Source organism: Enterococcus malodoratus ATCC 43197, assembly GCF_000407185.1.
Classification (GTDB): Bacteria; Bacillota; Bacilli; order Lactobacillales; family Enterococcaceae; genus Enterococcus_A; species Enterococcus_A malodoratus.
Genome location: NZ_KE136482.1, coordinates 392057 through 410587, shown reverse-complemented (window position 1 = coordinate 410587; position 18531 = coordinate 392057). Strand labels below are relative to the sequence as shown.

General features: G+C 43.0%; 16 protein-coding genes. 3 read left to right on the top strand and 13 right to left on the bottom strand.

What is annotated here, in order from left to right:
• Positions 1–177: 177 nt before the first annotated feature.
• On the bottom strand, positions 178–804 hold the full coding sequence (locus I585_RS11845) for a TetR/AcrR family transcriptional regulator (protein ID WP_010742020.1): 627 nt from the start codon (positions 802–804) through the stop codon (positions 178–180).
• Positions 805–971: 167 nt separating this feature from the next.
• Here I585_RS11845 and I585_RS11840 point away from each other — a divergent pair, with 167 nt between their 5' ends.
• Both I585_RS11840 and I585_RS11835 read left to right on the top strand, forming a co-directional pair.
• On the top strand, positions 972–1673 hold the full coding sequence (locus tag I585_RS11840; RefSeq protein WP_010742019.1) for an ABC transporter ATP-binding protein: 702 nt from the start codon (positions 972–974) through the stop codon (positions 1671–1673).
• Positions 1673–3925 (top strand): ABC transporter permease, encoded by a 2253-nt coding sequence (locus tag I585_RS11835; RefSeq protein WP_010742018.1) that lies wholly within the window; start codon positions 1673–1675, stop codon positions 3923–3925. The genes I585_RS11840 and I585_RS11835 overlap by 1 nt, the downstream gene beginning before the upstream one ends.
• Before the next feature lie 34 nt (positions 3926–3959).
• Here I585_RS11835 and yjeM read toward each other — a convergent pair whose 3' ends face one another.
• From yjeM to I585_RS11775, 12 genes are all read right to left on the bottom strand, one after another.
• Positions 3960–5450, bottom strand: coding sequence for a glutamate/gamma-aminobutyrate family transporter YjeM (yjeM, locus tag I585_RS11830; protein ID WP_010742017.1), 1491 nt, complete (start codon positions 5448–5450; stop codon positions 3960–3962).
• A 637-nt stretch (positions 5451–6087) separates the two neighbouring features.
• A complete protein-coding gene (locus I585_RS11825) occupies positions 6088–7683 on the bottom strand; it encodes a hypothetical protein (RefSeq protein ID WP_010742016.1) in 1596 nt (531 codons plus the stop codon).
• A complete protein-coding gene (locus I585_RS11820) occupies positions 7676–8434 on the bottom strand; it encodes an ABC transporter ATP-binding protein (protein ID WP_010742015.1) in 759 nt (252 codons plus the stop codon). Before I585_RS11820 ends, I585_RS11825 begins: the two co-directional genes overlap by 8 nt.
• A gap of 258 nt (positions 8435–8692) precedes the next feature.
• Complete coding sequence (locus I585_RS11815; RefSeq protein WP_010742014.1) at positions 8693–9166, bottom strand: GyrI-like domain-containing protein; 474 nt, start codon at positions 9164–9166, stop codon at positions 8693–8695.
• Between the two features lie 122 nt (positions 9167–9288).
• Positions 9289–9492, bottom strand: a complete 204-nt coding sequence (locus I585_RS11810; protein WP_010742013.1) for a hypothetical protein — start codon at positions 9490–9492, stop codon at positions 9289–9291.
• 120 nt (positions 9493–9612) lie between these two features.
• Positions 9613–9996, bottom strand: a complete 384-nt coding sequence (gene lpdD / locus I585_RS11805) for a prenylated flavin chaperone LpdD (protein ID WP_034709146.1) — start codon at positions 9994–9996, stop codon at positions 9613–9615.
• Positions 9989–10558: a UbiX family flavin prenyltransferase gene (locus tag I585_RS11800; RefSeq protein ID WP_010742011.1), complete on the bottom strand. Its 570-nt coding sequence runs from the start codon at positions 10556–10558 to the stop codon at positions 9989–9991. Before I585_RS11800 ends, lpdD begins: the two co-directional genes overlap by 8 nt.
• Positions 10559–10567: 9 nt before the next feature.
• A complete protein-coding gene (locus I585_RS11795; RefSeq protein ID WP_010742010.1) occupies positions 10568–12040 on the bottom strand; it encodes a UbiD family decarboxylase in 1473 nt (490 codons plus the stop codon).
• 87 nt (positions 12041–12127) lie between these two features.
• On the bottom strand, positions 12128–13009 hold the full coding sequence (locus tag I585_RS11790; protein WP_010742009.1) for a LysR family transcriptional regulator: 882 nt from the start codon (positions 13007–13009) through the stop codon (positions 12128–12130).
• Positions 13010–13081: 72 nt separating this feature from the next.
• Positions 13082–13648, bottom strand: coding sequence for an NUDIX hydrolase (locus tag I585_RS11785; RefSeq protein WP_010742008.1), 567 nt, complete (start codon positions 13646–13648; stop codon positions 13082–13084).
• 143 nt (positions 13649–13791) lie between these two features.
• Positions 13792–14487: a response regulator transcription factor gene (locus tag I585_RS11780; RefSeq protein WP_010742007.1), complete on the bottom strand. Its 696-nt coding sequence runs from the start codon at positions 14485–14487 to the stop codon at positions 13792–13794.
• Between the two features lie 37 nt (positions 14488–14524).
• Positions 14525–16033, bottom strand: coding sequence for a sensor histidine kinase (locus I585_RS11775; RefSeq protein WP_244265992.1), 1509 nt, complete (start codon positions 16031–16033; stop codon positions 14525–14527).
• Between the two features lie 155 nt (positions 16034–16188).
• Here I585_RS11775 and I585_RS11770 point away from each other — a divergent pair, with 155 nt between their 5' ends.
• Positions 16189–18495: an HAD-IC family P-type ATPase gene (locus I585_RS11770; protein WP_010742005.1), complete on the top strand. Its 2307-nt coding sequence runs from the start codon at positions 16189–16191 to the stop codon at positions 18493–18495.
• The last annotated feature ends 36 nt before the right edge of the window (positions 18496–18531 follow it).

Sequence of the window (18531 nt, the reverse complement as noted above, 5' to 3'; positions counted from 1 at the left end):
GAAGCCAAATGGTTCGTAAAATCCGTCCGTTCTAAGAATCGAAAAAAGGCCTGCTTGATCCCGAACCTCATCAGCTAAAGCAATACTAGTAATCCACACATTCTGAAAAGCACCCTTTGTCCATTTCAATCTCCATTAACCTGCAAGTTTTATGTCAACACTTTGTAACTTATTTCCCTACCTAGTAGTTGATCCACCTCGTTCAATCGTTTCAAAAATCTCGATTGGCGGAGTCGTCATACATTTCGAGATGACCTGAGCCATTTCTTTAGGAGACTCCTTCGCGCCGTTTCGTATCCAGCGTTTGACGATTGCGATCGCACCGAAATAGATAAATTCCTGCTGCAGTTTTTCCACTTCGCTAAATTCATGGGAACTTAACCGAATCTTTTTTTGAACTGCTGAGATGTAGGCGCGTTCTAATTTTTCAATAAACTGCGGGCGCCCGTGCTCCCCCAACAGTGTTTGGGCAGTCTCTTTTCGCTCATACAGGAAATTCATTACGAACGAACAAGCCTCATTGAAGAATTTTTCTACTTGTTCCCGACCATAGACATCGATTTTTTCCGTCACTGCCCAGCCGACATGATCATTCAAGACCTGTTCAAAATTTGAATAGATCTCATCCTCCACCTCTTCTAAGACCGCGTATTTATCTGGAAAATGATGGTAGAAGGTTCCGCGATTGATTTTTGCTCGTTGCGATAGATTCGCTACTGTAATTTTTTCGAAACCAATGTCATTCATCATTTCAAAAAAGGTCTGAATGATATGCATTTTTGTTCGATCCGTTTTATTCGACATATTTTCCCCCAACAATTTGACTTGATTTGTTGAATCTTTGAACACTTGCTCGTGAAGTGGTTAACTTTTGAACACTCGCTGGATTATTGTTCGTTGTTCAACTACTGCTTTCAGCTTAAACTAGGGAACATAAAAAATCAACACAGTGTTCAATTTGGAGGGATCATATGAAATACATTCAAGCAGCAAAGCTAAAAAAGAGTTATCGAACAGCAACAGCAGAAATACCTGCGCTAACTGATGTTTCCTTTTCGTTGGACAAAGGCGAGTTTACCGTCATTTTAGGCCCTAGCGGTTCCGGCAAAACAACGCTGTTGAACCTTTTAGGCGGGATGGATCAACCAACAAGCGGGGAATTATTTGTTCAACAAGAACCGATTCACAGCTACAAAGAAAACGAACTAACGGATTATCGGCGTAAAAACGTCGGCTTCATTTTCCAATTTTATAATCTGATCCCAACCCTAACAGCCCTAGAAAATGTCGCGATTGCTCAAAAAATCGCTGAGAATCCATTTCAGGCTAAGGACGTATTAGAGAAGGTTCAGCTCTCTCATCGCTTAATGAACTTTCCTCAGGAGCTTTCTGGCGGCGAGCAGCAACGTGTTTCGATCGCTCGAGCCGTTTGCAAAAATCCGCAGCTTATTTTGTGCGATGAACCCACCGGTGCTTTAGACAGCGAAACAGGAAAACAGGTCTTGCACCTACTGAAGGACATGGCAGTCAACCACGGTCATACAATCATCGTGGTCACTCATAACGCCTCGATCGCCCAAATCGCAGATCGGGTACTCTACTTAAAGGATGGCGCAATTATTGAAAATACTCGTCAAAAGCATCCTTTACAGATCGATGAGGTGAAGTGGTAATGTTTCGTAAAACCTTCCGTGATCTGCGAAAAAACTGGATCAGCTTCTTCTCAGTTTTTCTAATGAGCTTTATCTGTCTGTTTATTTTTACCGGTATTTTCCATCTGAGTCAGCAAATGGACGCAACTGGAAAACAGTTTTCACAGAACAGTCACTTGGCTGATAGTACCTTGTCCCTCACAACTTTCAATGATCAAAAAGAGCAGCGAACGAAAGAGCTGACCACCATTAAGAAAGTCGCTCGACGCTCGATCGGACATTATCAAAACGATGATCTTTCTTTGACCTTTCTGACCTTTAACCACTCTCGTCTTAGCAGACCGCAAGTGATTCACGGGGCCAAGCTGTCGGATCAGGATGGGATATGGCTGGACGAAGATTTCTTTCAAGCAAATAAGTATCAGCTTGGAGAGTCTTTCTTGATTGAGAAGCAAAAGTATAAAATTTTAGGAACCGTTCGTCAGCCAGAGTTTATCTATCATACAGAAAGTGACGATCAGCCGCTGCCAAATCATAAACGATCCGGCTATGCTTACATGTCAGAGTCGCAAATTAACTCCTTGCCGGTCTACCCGACGCGTCAGCTTTTATTGAAAACAAACAAAGAAAACAACACGCCGTGGCTGGAAAAAGAGTTATCAGATATCTGGGACGCTGATTATCTGCGATTGAGTCATACAAGCGATAGCAGCGGACTCTCGATTTTCTTTGATCGAGTCACTCAGGTTCAGCGATTGGCTTTTCTTTTTTCAAGTCTATTCTTGTTGTTGACACTAATTACACTTGAAGCGACGATGCGGCGCTTCGTCAAACAGCAGCAGCTGCAAATCGCCACACTGAAAGCACAAGGGTTCAGCCGTCGAACGATCTTGCTCCATTATTTATCCTTTGGCGTGATCGTGACCTTTTTAGGGTCGATTAGCGGCTGCGTTTTAGGGCCAAAATTGCTCTCCCCTGCTTTATTATCAGCTATCGGCAATCAATTCTCGGTTCCCAAATGGTTGGAAGTCCAGACCACGCTTGGTTATGCCATTGTCGCGCTCGTCACTTTATTCAGTATGCTGATCACTTTGATTCCTGTACTGCCGCTGATCGGTCAACTGCCGGCGACAATCATGCAAAGGCAGTCAAATCAACGATTTAAACGGGTCTGGCTGGAACAAACGAAGCTCTGGTCTTACCTGCCTTTTGCTTTACAATGGACGCTGCGAGATATCCAAAGAAACATTCGCCGGGCTATACTTGGGGTTTTCGGCGCGCTTGGCTGCATGCTTTTATTGATCGCCGCACTTGGGATCAAAGATTCCATTGATTTCTCTTTAAATTCTATCTTTAATGACACTTATCGTTACGAAGAAAAAATCAGCTTTAAAAAGTCCTTAGATCACCAAGAGCAAAACGCGGTCGCTAAAACCATAACTACTGATCATCAGTGGCTGGAGCAGCAATCTGTCAAACTGTTGCAGGATTCGAAAGAGCAGGCTGTAATCGCCACGATTGTTTCAGATGGAGACCAGCTGAAATTGCCCGAACTCGATCTGGAGGATCTAACTGCTAATCAGGTCGGTCTATCTGAAGCATTGGCAAAAAGCCTGAATGTAAAGGCAAAGGATACTCTTTACATCAAACTGCAGCAGCAGATTATTCCTGTATATATTAAAAAAATTGTTCCGCTTTCTGCACCACAAGGATTATTCTTCTCGGAAAATACTTGGAACGATATCGGGCAAGCCTTCGAACCCCAGAGCCTTTTACTACGAGAAAAGGATCAGCTAGCCGCCTCGCCTCTGATTGCCAGCAAAAATGAAAAGCAGCAGCAGTTCAAGGATTCGCAAAAGTTGATCGAGGGTATCTTAATGATTGTTTCTTTATTGATCTTAGCGGCATTGGTTTTGGGAATCACTATTATGATGAACTGTCATTTGCTGATCTTTTCTGAACGTTTTATTGAGTTCGCTACTCTGAAAGTTCTTGGCTTTACGAAGCGGGAAATCTTTTTATTATCTTTTTTGGAAACAGCCTTATTAACAGCGCTTGGCTGGCTGCTGGGGCTACCAGCTGGCAAACTTTTTCTAACGGCTTATACGGCCATGGTCTCGACCGATCAGCAGCAATACTTGCCTCATATCACTTTCCAAAGTCTGGCAATTGCCAGTCTGGTCCTGTTTATCTGCATGCTGCTGGTTCAAGGGTATATAACTGTCCGAATCAATCGAATCGATTTCGCGGTCGCTTTGAAGCCGGCAGAATAAAAAAAACTCCAGCGAATATTCGCTGGAGAATTTTTTATTGTTCAGCTTTTGAACGACGGATATAGTTTTGGTAAAGAATGATACCAACAGCTGAGAATCCGACCGGACCTGCGATCATCCAAAGTGTATCGCGAACGCCGGCGCCTTCGATGATTGGTTGGAAGATCGTGAAGACATTCGCACCCAATACTAATAGGAAGACTACAACGCTGATAGCCATCGTCATACCATGAGATTTGTACACTTCAAATGGACGATCCAAGCCATCTTTTTTCTTGAATTTAGGGAACGCATAGATCAAGAACAAATATGGTAATGTCATTGAAACGTTCGCCATCAAAGTCAAAATGTTATAAAACGCAGATGGGTCTGGTGTAGCGAATGAAGCAATCAAGATGATTGCAACAACGATCCCACATTGTGCCCACATTGCTGTACTTGGCATGCCGTTTTCATTTAGTTCAGTAAATTTCTTAGGCCATAATTTTTTCGGTGTTCCCATGATCAACGTCTTCAATGGAGAATACGTTAAAGTAAAGAACGCGCCGCTATACGCCAAGAACATTCCTAAACCAGTGTAACGAGCAAACCAGTTACCCATACTGATAGCAGCTGCTTGGCTAAGGCCGATACCTTTACCAAATTCAACCCCTAAATTGTTCATCATTACGTAAGAGATATTTCCTAAGTTTGTTGTGTTGCCTGATAAAACATCTTGCCAGTTGGTGCTTACGCCCCAAAGGAAGATTCCTAATGCGTAACCGATTGAAATAATCAAGGCAGAAAGTACGACCGCTTTAGGGAACGTTTTTTCTGGGTTACGTGTTTTATCAACCATCCCACCAACAGCTTCAAGACCGCCGTAAGCGAAGATCGCGAATACCGCGAAACCTAACAAACCGATTGGACTTTGGTAACTAGGATTTGGAGAATGTAAAATGTGGTCGAAAGGTTGAGCCAAATGCCCACCGTTAGCAACCAAAATAATACCTGAAATCACAATAAGAACAACGTTCAAACTAGTTACCGCTAAACCACCTAAGCTAGTGATTTTGACGATTCCTTTAACCCCTTTGATTGAGACTAAAGTCACGATAATCATCCATACACAGGCTAAGATCCCAACGATTTGTGTTGAGTTCATACCAAACATATGTAGTTTTTGTGTTTGGTCACTCCCAGCAAATGCTGTTGTAAAAGGAATCCAAACTTTTGATGATGTTGACACCATCCAGACAACGTATGAAGCAAACCACATGAACGTTCCGATAAACGCGAAACGTGGTCCTACGCTGACTTCCAACCATTTATACATCCCGCTGTTTTCGCCTTTGATCGTTGAACCGAATTCAGCCATCATTAGGGCAAAAGGAATGAAAAATAGTATTGCAGCAACGACATAAAAGACGATTGAGCCATACCCCATCAAGTAAAAGGCTACCGGTCCGTTGGCAAACCCAAATACTGAGGTAAAGATCATCATGACCAGAGCGCCAAGCGTCATGCCTTTTTCTGCTTTGGACATTGAAACCACTCCTATTCAATTTTATCTAGGGCATTAATTAACTCAATGTGCTTCGATCTTATAATAAGTTATTAATTGAACAAGAACACTTTAAATATAAGAAATCCCTAAATAGTACTGTACAATGAAAAAACACAGAGCGCAAGAAACACGAAAGTCCTTGAATATTCTGAAAAGTCTTACAATATCATAGACCAAGGTCATTTTATCGCCAGCGAAACTAAATGATAAAATAACGAAAATAAGAAAAGAATAAACGTACTATTTTCACTTGTTTTTTTATCTCATTTCACCAATTGCTTAAAACTACGTTATATCAAACCCAAAATACTTTTCAAAAAATTAGAAAGCGCTGCCTATTTATCTCATAAATTTTATTTAAAATTAAAAAAATACAGAAAAATTGTCACCGATATTTGATTAATCACCGATTTAAATGAGTGCTTATTTGAAAACCCGCGAAAACAGCACATTATTATGGCAATAAGATTTGATTTATTTTATCTTATTGCCATCTTAAACACATGAATAATCAATCGTAAAACGAGAAAAATCTAATTTTATTATTTTGATTTTTGTAATGTTTTTAGTCGCAAAAAAAAGAATCTCGACCGAGACTCTTTTCTAGTTTCATAAGTTAGTCGTTTAACTTCCGCCAAAAATTATTACGATTAATCAGCAGCCACGCGACTGACAGAATAGCCAGCCAGATCACGACACCGCCGTTTAATAAAATTGGATTGATGTCCATCAGGACCGCGACAACATATAACGCGATCAAGATAGCCCCGACAAATAAGGTTCCGAACATCCACAGCATTAGGCCATAATTCCCTACCCCGCGTGTGAACAGCTGGCTGACGTTTGTCCAGGTCACATTCAGCAGCCGGTAATCACGACTGAAGAAATGCAGCGACATCAAGTATGTTCCCCATAATATCCCAACAAAAAAAGGAATAAGCAGGAATAGCGGCATCTTTAAAACCAGTCCGATGATCAGCCCGACGCCGCCCGCGATCATCATTTGAATCTTGCATCCGACCCAAAATTTTTGCCGCAAATATCTTCTTATGGACAAAGGCAGCGATTGGATAAAAGAAAAATTCTCGCGATCCAATGAGATCAGGTTGCTGACAAAGGAGGTTTGATTCAACATAATACAGGCAAAAACGATGCCGCATACGAAGAAGACTCCCATAAATTTAGGTTCCAATGTTTTGAGACTGACTGGAGTGGTAGTCACCATAGTTCCCACCATCACGATCGGCATGATCAATGACGATGTTAGAACCTGCATGATCAGATTCGGATTTTTCAGCAGCTGATGATTATAGCTTTCCGACTGCTTCTTCAGCGTTTGATTGAGTTTACGTTTTCGGGTGGTTGCAATCGTATGGGACCCTTCATCGCTGAATTGTTCATATAAACTAGGAACAACAAAAAATCTAAGTGCTAGTAAAAACAGCCCGGTTAGGACGAGCAAGCCAACTAAAGTCAACAGTCCTCTTGCTGTAAACAATCCATGCATCACTTGATAAAATGGCATGAAGATCGCAAATGCCTGTCGATCAACCATGCCTGCTGAGTGATCGACAGTATTCTGAGAAAAATTAATCATCAAAATCCCGCCGACAGAAACGACCATTGAAAATCCTAGCATCAAGCTGGTAAACAATTTTTTATGTTGGCGAAACAGCTTGGTCTTCGTCATCCCAAAAACAATCAAGCTGCAAAGACTGAACAGCAAGATGAAGAAGATGAAGAACAATAGTATCGCGCCAATCACCGCAAACACGATGGAATAGCCGCTCTTAAAGGCCGTCAGGAAAAATAGAATCAATAGCGGCAGCAAAAATGGCACGATCGTCATTCCCACCGCTAAAAACTTCGCGATAAACACTTCGCTCTGTTTGATCGGCAGTGACAGATAATCCTGTAAATCCTTGCTTTCAAAAAAGACATTAAAGATGGCCGACAAGGATTGGGAAAAGCCGATCAAAGCAAACAAGGTCATATAATAGGTGAAAAATCCAGGCAATTTGGCAAAGTCGATCATCACCATCGTGACTCCGTAGATCGCTAGAAAAATCACGCCGGATAACAGGTATTGCTGAATGATCCCGCGGATAACCTGCTTCCCCTTACGCCCTTTTTTGCGGATTTGATTCGTAGAAGATGGATTGACATACAGCATATTTACCGCAATCAATCGCTTGATGATCCCGCTATTCATGCGCATCCCCCTCAATCTCGGTTATCAGATCGCCATCCGCTTGGCGGCCCGCCATCTTGAGGTAGACACTTTCTAAAGATTCATTTGGATAATCCTGCAATAGGCTGTCCACCGAACCATTGTAAATCAATTCGCCCTTTTTTAAGATAGCTAACTCATCGCATAATTGCTGCGCAGTATCCAACACATGGGTAGAAAAAATGACTGTTTTTCCTTTTTCCGCATGCCGTTTGATCATTTCCTTCAAGTCAAAGGCCGCTTGCGGGTCCAAGCCCTGCAAGGGTTCATCTAAGATCCAAATATCAGGATCAGGCAGCAGCGCCCCGATGATGATCGTTTTTTGCCGCATCCCATGGGAGAAGCTTTCTAATGTCTCATCCTCATGGCCAATCAGATCAAACAATTCGATCAGCTCCTGCCGCCGATGGTCTTGTCCCTTTAACTCATAGGCCGCCGAGATCAGATCCCAGTATTCATTTGCCGTCAATTGCAAAAACATATCCGGTGAATCCGGCACATACGCGATTTTTTTCTTGATCGCCAAACGATCCGCCTTCAAATTCTTGCCATCAAATAAAATTTCGCCGCTTGTAGGCTCAATGATACTCACTAAGCTCTTGATCGTGGTGGATTTTCCCGCGCCATTGTGTCCCAAGAAGCCAAAAATCTCGCCTTCCTTGATCGTTAGGCTCAAATTATCCAACGCCTTTTTCTCTCCATAAACTTTCGTAATTCCCGTTAACTCAATCATCGCTTCATCCCCCTAGGTCATCTTTTGATTGAAAAATGAGTTTTTCCTGCTGCTATACTGATTATTTTTCATTATCACTAAAAATGGTTTACTTTGATTCTTTGTGAAAGACAAAACGGACATCTTCTCTTCTATTGTAGTAAACACTTCCAAAAAGGAAATGATTTTGTCCTGAATTGCGCCAACCTTTGTAATTACTATACGAGAAAAGACTGGCTATGACAATAAACTCCAAAAAAAAACACTCATTTGAGTGTTTTAAGCTTTAAGCGGAACCCAAATCTCGATGACCGAGCTTTCGCGATTCCAATGAAATTTTTCGTCATATTTTTCAAAATGCAAAAAATTGGTCTGCTCCAATGACAGACCCAGTTTCGGTATGAGCCCTTGATAAATATCTGCATAAGTAGAATAGATGTGCGCCATTGCCCCTCGATGTTCTACCACCAAATACTTGCAGGCTGGTATTTCTTCCAAAACAAAGTTTGCCGGCACCTTCGATGTGAAAGGAACCGCACAATAGTAAATCAATCGGGCTTCCCGACGTTTCATAAAGGCAAACTTTGTCCAAGCAGCATTTTGCTGGCTCAATCCGTTGCTTTTAAGCTGCCGATTAAACGTCGGCCAAAATGACAGGCAGCGTTCTAGATTTGTGCTTTTTTGCTCCGTCAGTTCCTGCTCCAAACCAATCACAGAAAAACTAGGCAGTTCTCTCAGCTCGTACTTCATCATGATTTTTTACCCTTCGCCGTTTTCAATTAGTTTACCTGAAACGGCCTAAGAATGAAATTGCGTATAATAAAATATAATAGCAATTAACTGCTGATCAACTACAGAAGATCGGCTAGTTAAGCTTAACTAGCCTTCTTCAAATCTTGATTATTATCAGAATTGGATGCTTGCTGCATTTTGATTGCCTTAGCTAGAATTTGCTGTTTCCGTTGTGCTTCGAGCGCATTGATTCGCTCCCAATAGCGCAATTTTGCTTGGGCATTTCTTTGTTTTCTAACACCCATCAACACGACAAGACTAAGGATCAATAGAATAAGGATCATCATCTTTATCACCTCCTATACCCTTATTCTAGTACCTCTCGTCAAAACCAATTAGGACATATGTCACATTTTGGCAAGAAATTTTCAGAAAAAAACTGCCTAACAGAATTAGGCAGTTTACAATCAATTATATAGCGGTGCTTTTGTTAAGGTATGTCCATCGAGCCAAAGAGCAAGCGCTGCCGCAAGCTCATCGGTCATCGAAAAAGCCGCTTCGATTTGTTCCTTCGAAATATGGTCCACGTGCACTCCCGCCGTAATGACACAATTTCCGGGTATTTTTGGGGCGATCGTTTCAAAAATCAGATCGGCTAGCACATCGTCTTTATGAAAGCGGCCGTCATGGCTCGGAAAGCGCTGGACCTGTTTTTCACTTGAAAAAGTAGTCACCGTCCCAATATGAGGTGTATCTCCTCCGAAGAGACACAGAATCAAGTCATTTCCGATCCATTCAGCCCGCAAAGTGATTTGATAGCCGGCCTGCTTGCTGGTGAAGGTTTTAGTCATTTTCTTTCCACCGTCCTGAAACATGGTTTGCGATTCCTAATGCATCCATCAGCTTCATCGATTGATGGGCTACAATATCGTCGATCGTTTTAGGTTGGCTGTAAAAGGCCGGAATCGGCGGGACGATCTGAACACCTAAACGAGCTAATTTTGTCAGGTTTTCTAAATGAATCGCATTTAACGGCGTCTCTCGCGGAACTAGAATCAATTTTCTTTGTTCCTTCAAGGTCACATCGGCCGCTCGCGAAATCAAGCTATCGCCAAAACCAATTGAAATCCCGGCGACAGTTTTCATGCTGGCTGGTACGATCACCATGCCATCTGTTAAAAACGAACCGCTTGCGACTGCCGCACCCAAATCACGATTACTATAATGATAGTCCAGCATGCCTTCCAGCTCATTTAGCGTTAGATCAGACTCTAATTTCAAGTTCTGCTTTGCCCAATCGCTGATGATCCCGTGAGTCTCGATCGCAGGATCGTCTTTCAATTGTTTGATTAAATCGATCGCGTAGACGATTCCTGAGGCTCCGCTGATTCCTATGACGATTCTCTTTTTCATCTGGTTCACCTACTTCAAATATTTTTCCCAATCAGGTACTTCTTTAAACTCTGCTCGAATAAAATCATCCTTCAAATCAAAGGGCACAGTCCCATCCAAAATCGTTTTGCTGCTCATGCCGCGGAAGCGAATCGAGGTTGGATTGTATTCTGGCCGTTCAGACGGATCTAACGGATGATTCCGCATCCCCGGCAGCACGATAATATCCTGATCTCCCTGGAAACGAGTATTCAGCGTCCACATTACATCGTTCATATCAAAAATATCGACATCATCATCCACCAAAATCACGGTTTTTAATTCTTTGAAGGCTGACAAAGCCAGTAGTGCTGCTTGTCGTTGAATCCCTTCATCTGCTTCATTTTCTTTATGAATCTGCAAGATCGACATCAATTTTCCGCCGCCAGCAGGAGGATTGTAAACATTGGTCACTTTCCCCGGAATCGCCTTGTCGACTAAGTCTAAAATACTGGCCTCGGTAGGAATCCCCGCCATCGAGACATGCTCTTCTGAAGGACCAATCGTTGTCTGCATGATCGGACGATCCTTGCGGTGAGTAATGGCCTTGACTTTTACTACGTTAACCGCTGGATTGGCATCGCCATTGTAGCCGGGAAATTCCGGCATGGCTTTGCCTGTGTTGGTGTTGATATCCTCTTGAATCGTTTCGTAAGGCAAAATTTCCGCTTCAATAATAAATTCTGACCGGGCGATGCCGACTTCATCCACGGCCACGCCATCAACTAATTGCACCGGTTCTTGTCGCAACGCACCTGCCACCCATAATTCGTTGTAGCCCAGCGGTGTGGTCGGCGGCTCAAATGTCGTCCCAATAGAAATCGCTGGGTCCAACCCAATATTGATCGTGATCGGCATCGGCTTGTTCAACGTCTCGTATTGTTTTTGGAAATGGCCGATGTGACGACCACCTGGCATGATATACATGCCGATTGTGTCTTCATCTTCTAAAACCATGCGATGAATCGTTACATCGCTCATGGTTTTATCAGGATCAGAACCGAAAACGACACCCATCGTAATATACGGTCCCGCATCATATTCCGTATTGGTCGGCGCAGCCAAAATTTTGCGAATATCGAAGCCCTCATCGGTCGCTAAATGTACGACTTCTTGCGCAGGCGCTTCCGCTTTTGAGACTTTGATCGGCTTGACTGGATTTTGCACTGAATCCTTCAATAAACGTCCCAAATGCTTTGGGTCATGATGCAAAATTTTTCCGACGCGATCACGACTGGCGATAATCCCAATCAATACGCGCGTATCGGGGAAGCCTTTGACATTGTTGAACATCATCGTCGGACCTTCTTGCGTTGGCCGCTTGACGGTTCCTCCCGCTCCGATATAACGATAGACTCCCGATAATTCCGCATGCGGATCGACTTCCAGATTCGTCTCATGGTATTCTCCTGGCATTTCTTGCAGCTCAGCTAAAACTTTTCGCAAATCATAAGGTGTAGACATAAAAAAAGCCTCCTTGGATTGTTATCATTTCGATAAGCTAAGTTTAGGCTCACCCATGTCACAATACAATTCGGCTTTCAGGCGGAACTATTCCATATTGGAATATTCGCTCTGCAGAAATTGGAAAAATTCTTTTGGTGCTGGCGCGTCTGCATCTTCGGATAAATAAAAATTCAGAAAACTCTCATTGGTCGGTTCGATTTCTCGAGTCACTAATTGATCGGACAAAGAGTTTCCCAACGACTTTTCCATGATTAGTGAAACGCCTAAACCTTCTTCAATCATACGCAAAATCAAATCGATTCGTGTGCCTTGATAGGTAATTTTCGGTTCAAAGCCGGCTTCACGACAAAGCTCCTCGACTGAATAATAAGGACTTTCCGCCAGCCCTAAGATTAGAAAGTTTTCGTCTGCCAAATCACTAAGAGCAATCACCGCATTTTTGGCTAACGGATGGCGCTTCGGCAAAACCGCTACAAAACGATCCTTTTCAGTAATAATAGAATTTTTTTCGGTTTGTTCCCTTAAGGAACGAAAAAAGTAGACCCTATTTTTCTCGATCTCAAAATTTCCCAGCGCCATTGCTTCCGATTCCTTCAAATTCAGATGAATCTCAGGATGCTGCTTCAGAAAATTGGTTAATAGATCGAAGCCTCGATAATTGGGCATGGTGGGAATCGTATGGATCGTCAGCACCCGCTCTTTTTTCTCACGATATTCGCTCAGGCTATCCGTTAAAACCTGATAAGCCCTCACGATTCTTTTGATATCCGGCAATAGCAGCCGTCCTTCTTCGGTCAGCTGAATCTGACGATTGCTGCGATCAAATAAGGGAACTTGCAGCTCTTTTTCCAACGCACTGATTTTTTTCGAAACATTTCCTTGGGTCATATAATTCCGCTCAGCCGTTTCCGTATAATTCAACGTTTCCGTTAAATCGAGAAAAAGCTGCAATTTTTGCTGATCCATAATGTCCCCCCTCGTTCATCATTGTTTTTCCATTCCATTCAGGAATAGTATATTACAAAGATCGGTGTGTTTCTATTTTTTTAGTAAACGTGCCTTTTCCATCATTTTATGGTAATAAGGCCGCATCTCTTCTTCAGTGACCGCTTGATCCAACTCGGCGACATCGATCCATTTGACGTCGCTGTTCTCATCCTCCTTGATATGCAGCATCTGGTCCTCTTTTGCCATAAAAAGATAGGCCGTATTGATATGATAGTGCTCCTTAATAAGCTGCCCTTTCTTATAATGCTCCTGCACTGGCAAAATATCAAAGGCGAACAAGCCCTCGTGGATCAATTGATAATCCTTGATTCCCGTCTCTTCTTCCAATTCCTTTTTAGCTACGAATAATAGGTCAGCACAACCATCGGCATGGCCACCCGTCCAAGAATAGGACTGATAAATATTATGATAGACCATCAGTACTTTGTCATAGCTGGGATTGATGACCCACGCGGAGGAAGAAAAATGATAGTCCGTATTTTCCCGCGTCAGCAGATTTTCTTGAAATTGCAGCTTGTCTAAAAATAGTTTTTTATCCGCCGCTTCTTGTTCCGTAAACGGTTCGTATGCCATAATTTCCTCAATGATTTCTTGCATCTTATCCCCTCTTATCTTTCCTTATTCTGACTTTTCTATGCACATCGATTATACCAAATTATTCTGGCGGTCCCTCTATGCAAAGAAAAAGACTTGGTTCATTTGACCAAGCCTTCACGGATTATTCTCATACGCTTAACTTTTTAAGGCACAAAACGATACCCCGCACCCCAAACCGTTTGAATATGAACTGGTTCAGAGGGATTGTCTTCGATTTTTTCCCGCAGGCGATTGATATGGACTGTCACCGTCCGCATGTCGCCAACTGATTCCATCCCCCAAATCTTCTTATAGAGCTCCTCTTTACTGAAGACACGTTGAATATTCTGCATCAAAAACAGCAGCAGCTCAAACTCTTTATGCTTCATTACCACTTCGGTTCCTTTAACCAATACCTTCATCGCGTCCGGCTGAATCACGATGTCGCCGGTTCCAAGCTGCCGAACCTTCGAAAGGCGAGGTTCCTGATTGTTCAGTCGTTCAAATTGAGCAATATTTGCCCGAACGCGAGCCACGAGTTCTGTTGGCGAAAATGGTTTGCTGATGTAATCATCCGCACCGAGTCCCAGCCCCCGTAATTTGTCGATTTCTTCATTTTTGGCCGTCACTAACAGAATCGGAACCAAAACCTCATTGCGAATCTGCCGCAGCACTTCGATGCCATCCATTTTCGGCAGCATCACATCCAGCAAAATCAAATCATAATCTTGCGACAACGCTTCTTTTACACCGGCTGTCCCATCATGAACGATGGTACATTCAAAGCCATGAATCGTTAAAAAATCCCGTTCAATCTCTGCAATCGCCTCATCATCTTCAATAATCAAAATATGCTTCATTTTTTCCCCTCATTATTCATGGATATTTTTAGTAGCTTTACTCTTTGTCCTCATTTTCTGCGGAACGAATCGGCAGTTGAATGCGTATTTGCAGTCCGCCGCTTGGAGAAGGTGCTGCTTCGATGGTACCTTTCTGACTTTCAACCACGCGTCGCGCAATCGCCAGTCCTAATCCGCTGCCTTTCCCAGTTTGTGTCCGCGCCTGATCCCCACGATAAAACACATTGAAGATTTTTTCATACTGCTCGGCTGGAACCCCAGGACCATTGTCACTGAATGTCAGTATCACCTGATCCAAATCCTCATATTGCTCAATCACTAGTTGGTTTTCGGTTTGGTTTCCATATTTCAACGTATTTTCGATAATATTCATGATCACATTACGCAGCTGCTCTGGATCAATCGCTGCCTTTGTCTGAAAAGAACGCGCTCCTAAAATGATCGTCAATCCTCGTTGTGCGTATTCGTCTGTCACACCCTCGATCACATCCGCCAGATATTTTCCGATATTGACCGTTTTGATCTTCAGCGCGTACTCGCCCAAATCGATTTTGGAGAAAAGAAACAGCTGCTCTACTAAATGAGTCAGTTCGTCAGTTTTACTCGCAATCGTCCGCAAGTATTTATCTTTCATGGCGGGCGTTGTAGCCACACCTTTATCTAAGCCTTCAACATAGGCCTTGATCGCCGTCAACGGTGTGCGCAGATCATGAGAAATTCCAGCAATCAGCTCTTTGCGATTTTCGGTCGTTTTCTCCTGTTCGGTCACCATCGTCTCAAGCCTTTCAGCCATCTCATTAAAACTGTTCACAACCGGAAGAAACTCGTCTTCTTCATGATAGCTCGTACGCCAACTCAAATTTCCGTCCCGGATTTGCTGGGCACCATTCAAAAGAACCGTTAACGCGTCATTGATCGGCCGGAAAATAAAGCGCGACAATAGGTAATTGGTCAGCAGCACAAAGAGGATCACACAAGCCAGTGTCAAAACGATCACAAACAGAATCTTCTGCTTATTATCCACGAGCCTTTCTTCTAGATTCATATGATATTTTTGATTGATCAGCAGCAGATGGAAGCCGCCAATCTCAAGCCGATTTACCAAAACGTTATTGACTACCAGCGTGTGCTGCTGCGGATCAGCCAGCATATTTTTGACGATTTTGTCTTCCTGATAGGGTCCCTCGCGATGAAGCAATTTTTGTTCCTTGCTGTATACCAGCACGCTGATATAGTCGCGAGGAAATTGGCGATCGATGCGAGCAACCTCAGCGATCATCTGTTTTTCAGTTGGCGGCTTCGCATCAAATTTCGTCTTTAACTCTTCAATCTGATCATATTCCTTAGCGTATATTCGATTTTCCTGCCATTGGTGAAAAAAGTTTCTGCCAAAGGTATCAGAAAAAATAAAGAACAATCCGCTTAAAACGATCCCGGTCAAAACAATCGGCATGATGATCATTAGTAAATTGGATAAATAAAGCCGTTGTCGAATCGTCATCTCTGATCGCCTCATCTCATTCATTTCTCTCTTCTTATTTAACACGACTACGCCTCATTTTCGCAAAAATAAAGCAAGTATTAATAAATAGTTTACAAATTGTTTATCACTTCCGCCCTGTTTATTTGATTCCTTTGATTATCATAAAATTAACTATAAGCAACGCCCAACCACTTTTATATTTTTGGAGGAAACGATTTATGCATTCATTTACCGGCTTAACCGCCAAAGAAGTCCAAGAGCGGAGCGAGGCTGGTCAAACTAATGATCATCGTCTGAACCCGGCAAAGTCCACCGCCACGATCATTCGCGAAAACACGTTAACACTGTTTAACTTATTAAACTTTCTTTTGGCGGCCTGCCTATTTGCAGTCAAAGCCTACAGCAATATGTTCTTTATCTTGATCATCCTATTCAACATCACGATCGGCATCGTCCAAGAGATTCGCGCAAAAAGGATGGTCGAACGCCTGACTCTATTGGCCCAGAATGACATTACCGTCATTCGAGAAGGGGAAAAACAACGGATTGCTCCGGATAAATTAGTCTTAGGAGATACCGTTCTATTAAAAGCCGGCGAGCAGATTCCCAGCGATATGTTGGTTTTAGCTGGTCTGGCTGAAGCCAACGAATCACTGCTGACTGGCGAATCTGATACGATTATCAAAAAAGCCGGCGCTGAGCTTTTGTCAGGTAGCTACCTGACTAGCGGACAGCTGATTGCACAAGTGGAACGAGTAGGCGCTGATAATTATGCGGCGAAAATCATCAATGAAACCAAAGCTGCCAAACCGATAAAATCCGAGCTGATCCAATCCATCCAAAAAATTTCCAAATTTACCAGTCTGATCATTTTACCCATTGGTGTCTTACTTTTTATCGAAGCCTTCTTTTTACGTCACAGCTCCACTTACACAGCGGTCGTAGCGTCTGTCGCCGCGCTTTTAGGGATGCTGCCGAAAGGTCTAGTGCTGCTGATCAGTATTGCTTTGACTACTGGCGTGTTAAAATTGGCGAAAAAACAGGTGCTTGTACAAAATATGTACGCGATTGAAAATTTGGCCCACATGGATGTCCTTTGTCTAGATAAGACGGGAACCTTAACAGAGGGCAAGATGCAGGTGGAAAATCTATATCTTTTAGCCGAGTCCTATCGAGAAACTCTTCCCGACCTGATGACCAGCTATTTGGCAGCAACGGAAGACAGCAATCCTACCGCGCAGGCTTTAAACGCCTATTTTGGTTCAGGTGCTCACGAATCTGCGAAACAGGTACTGCCCTTTTCATCCGAACGAAAATATGGCGCCGTAGCCTTTGAAAATGGTACCACCCTTTATCTAGGTTCGCCGGAGAATTTACTTCCTGCCGAGGAGATTCCATCACTGATTCAGCATTATCAAGCGGCGGGGTTGCGAATTCTTTTGATTGCTCTCTCTCCATCAGAGAACTTGGAACAGCCAACGAATCTGTCACCGATCGCCTTTCTGACCTTAAGTGATCCGATCCGCGAAAACGCGCAAGAAACCTTGAACTTTTTAACCGAACAAGGCGTGGATTTGAAGATTATTTCAGGCGACAATCCAAAAACGGTCGCAGCCATCGCTGAAAAAGCCGGGTTTGTTGATTATCAAAAAGCCATTGATCTTTCGGCCTATACTGAGGAAGCCAAAATTCGGGAACTGGCCCATACCCATTCGATCTTCGGACGGGTCACTCCGCAACAGAAAAAACTATTGATCCATGAGCTGAAATCAAAGGATCAAACCGTTGGAATGACTGGAGACGGTGTAAATGATATTTTGGCTTTACGCGAAGCAGATATTTCCATCGCCATGGCTGAAGGAGATGACGCCACTCGTCAAATCGCGGATGTAGTATTGCTCGATTCTAATTTCGGCAGCTTGCCAGCGATCATCTTTGAAGGCCGCAGAGTCGTGAATAATATTACTCGTTCATCCGGCGTATTCTTTATCAAAACGATCTATTCGCTGCTGGTTTCATTGTTCTGTATCTTAACAGTATCAACGTTCCCTTTCATTCCATTACAGATCACTTTAATCGATTTAGCGATCGAAGGCTACCCATCCTTCTTTCTATCCTTTGAAGCAGACAAGCGGAAAATCCAAGGACGTTTTTTACCTATCGCCATCAAACGAGCCTTGCCTAGCGGTCTTTTAGTCCTAATGAATGTGGTCCTCGTTTGGATTTTCGGTCAATTCTTCTTATCTGCCTTGGATGCACGAACGCTTATGTATTATTTATTGATCGGGATCAGTTGCTATGCAGTATTTAAATCCTGCCAGCCTTTAAATCCTCTGCGATTCTTTTTAGTGGTCACAACAACTGTCGGTACTTTTGGTGCAGTGGTTTTATTCCATAGCTTTTTATCGATTGGTTCGCTGACCCTTCCTATCTTTGGCTGGTTCATAGGCTTCATGATCGTTAATCTTCTGCTGTGGCCGCCTTTAGCGAGGAAAATCAACAATTTGAAACTAGCTTTCCTGTAATCGGATGTCACAAAAAAAGAAGCTGTGGACACAGCT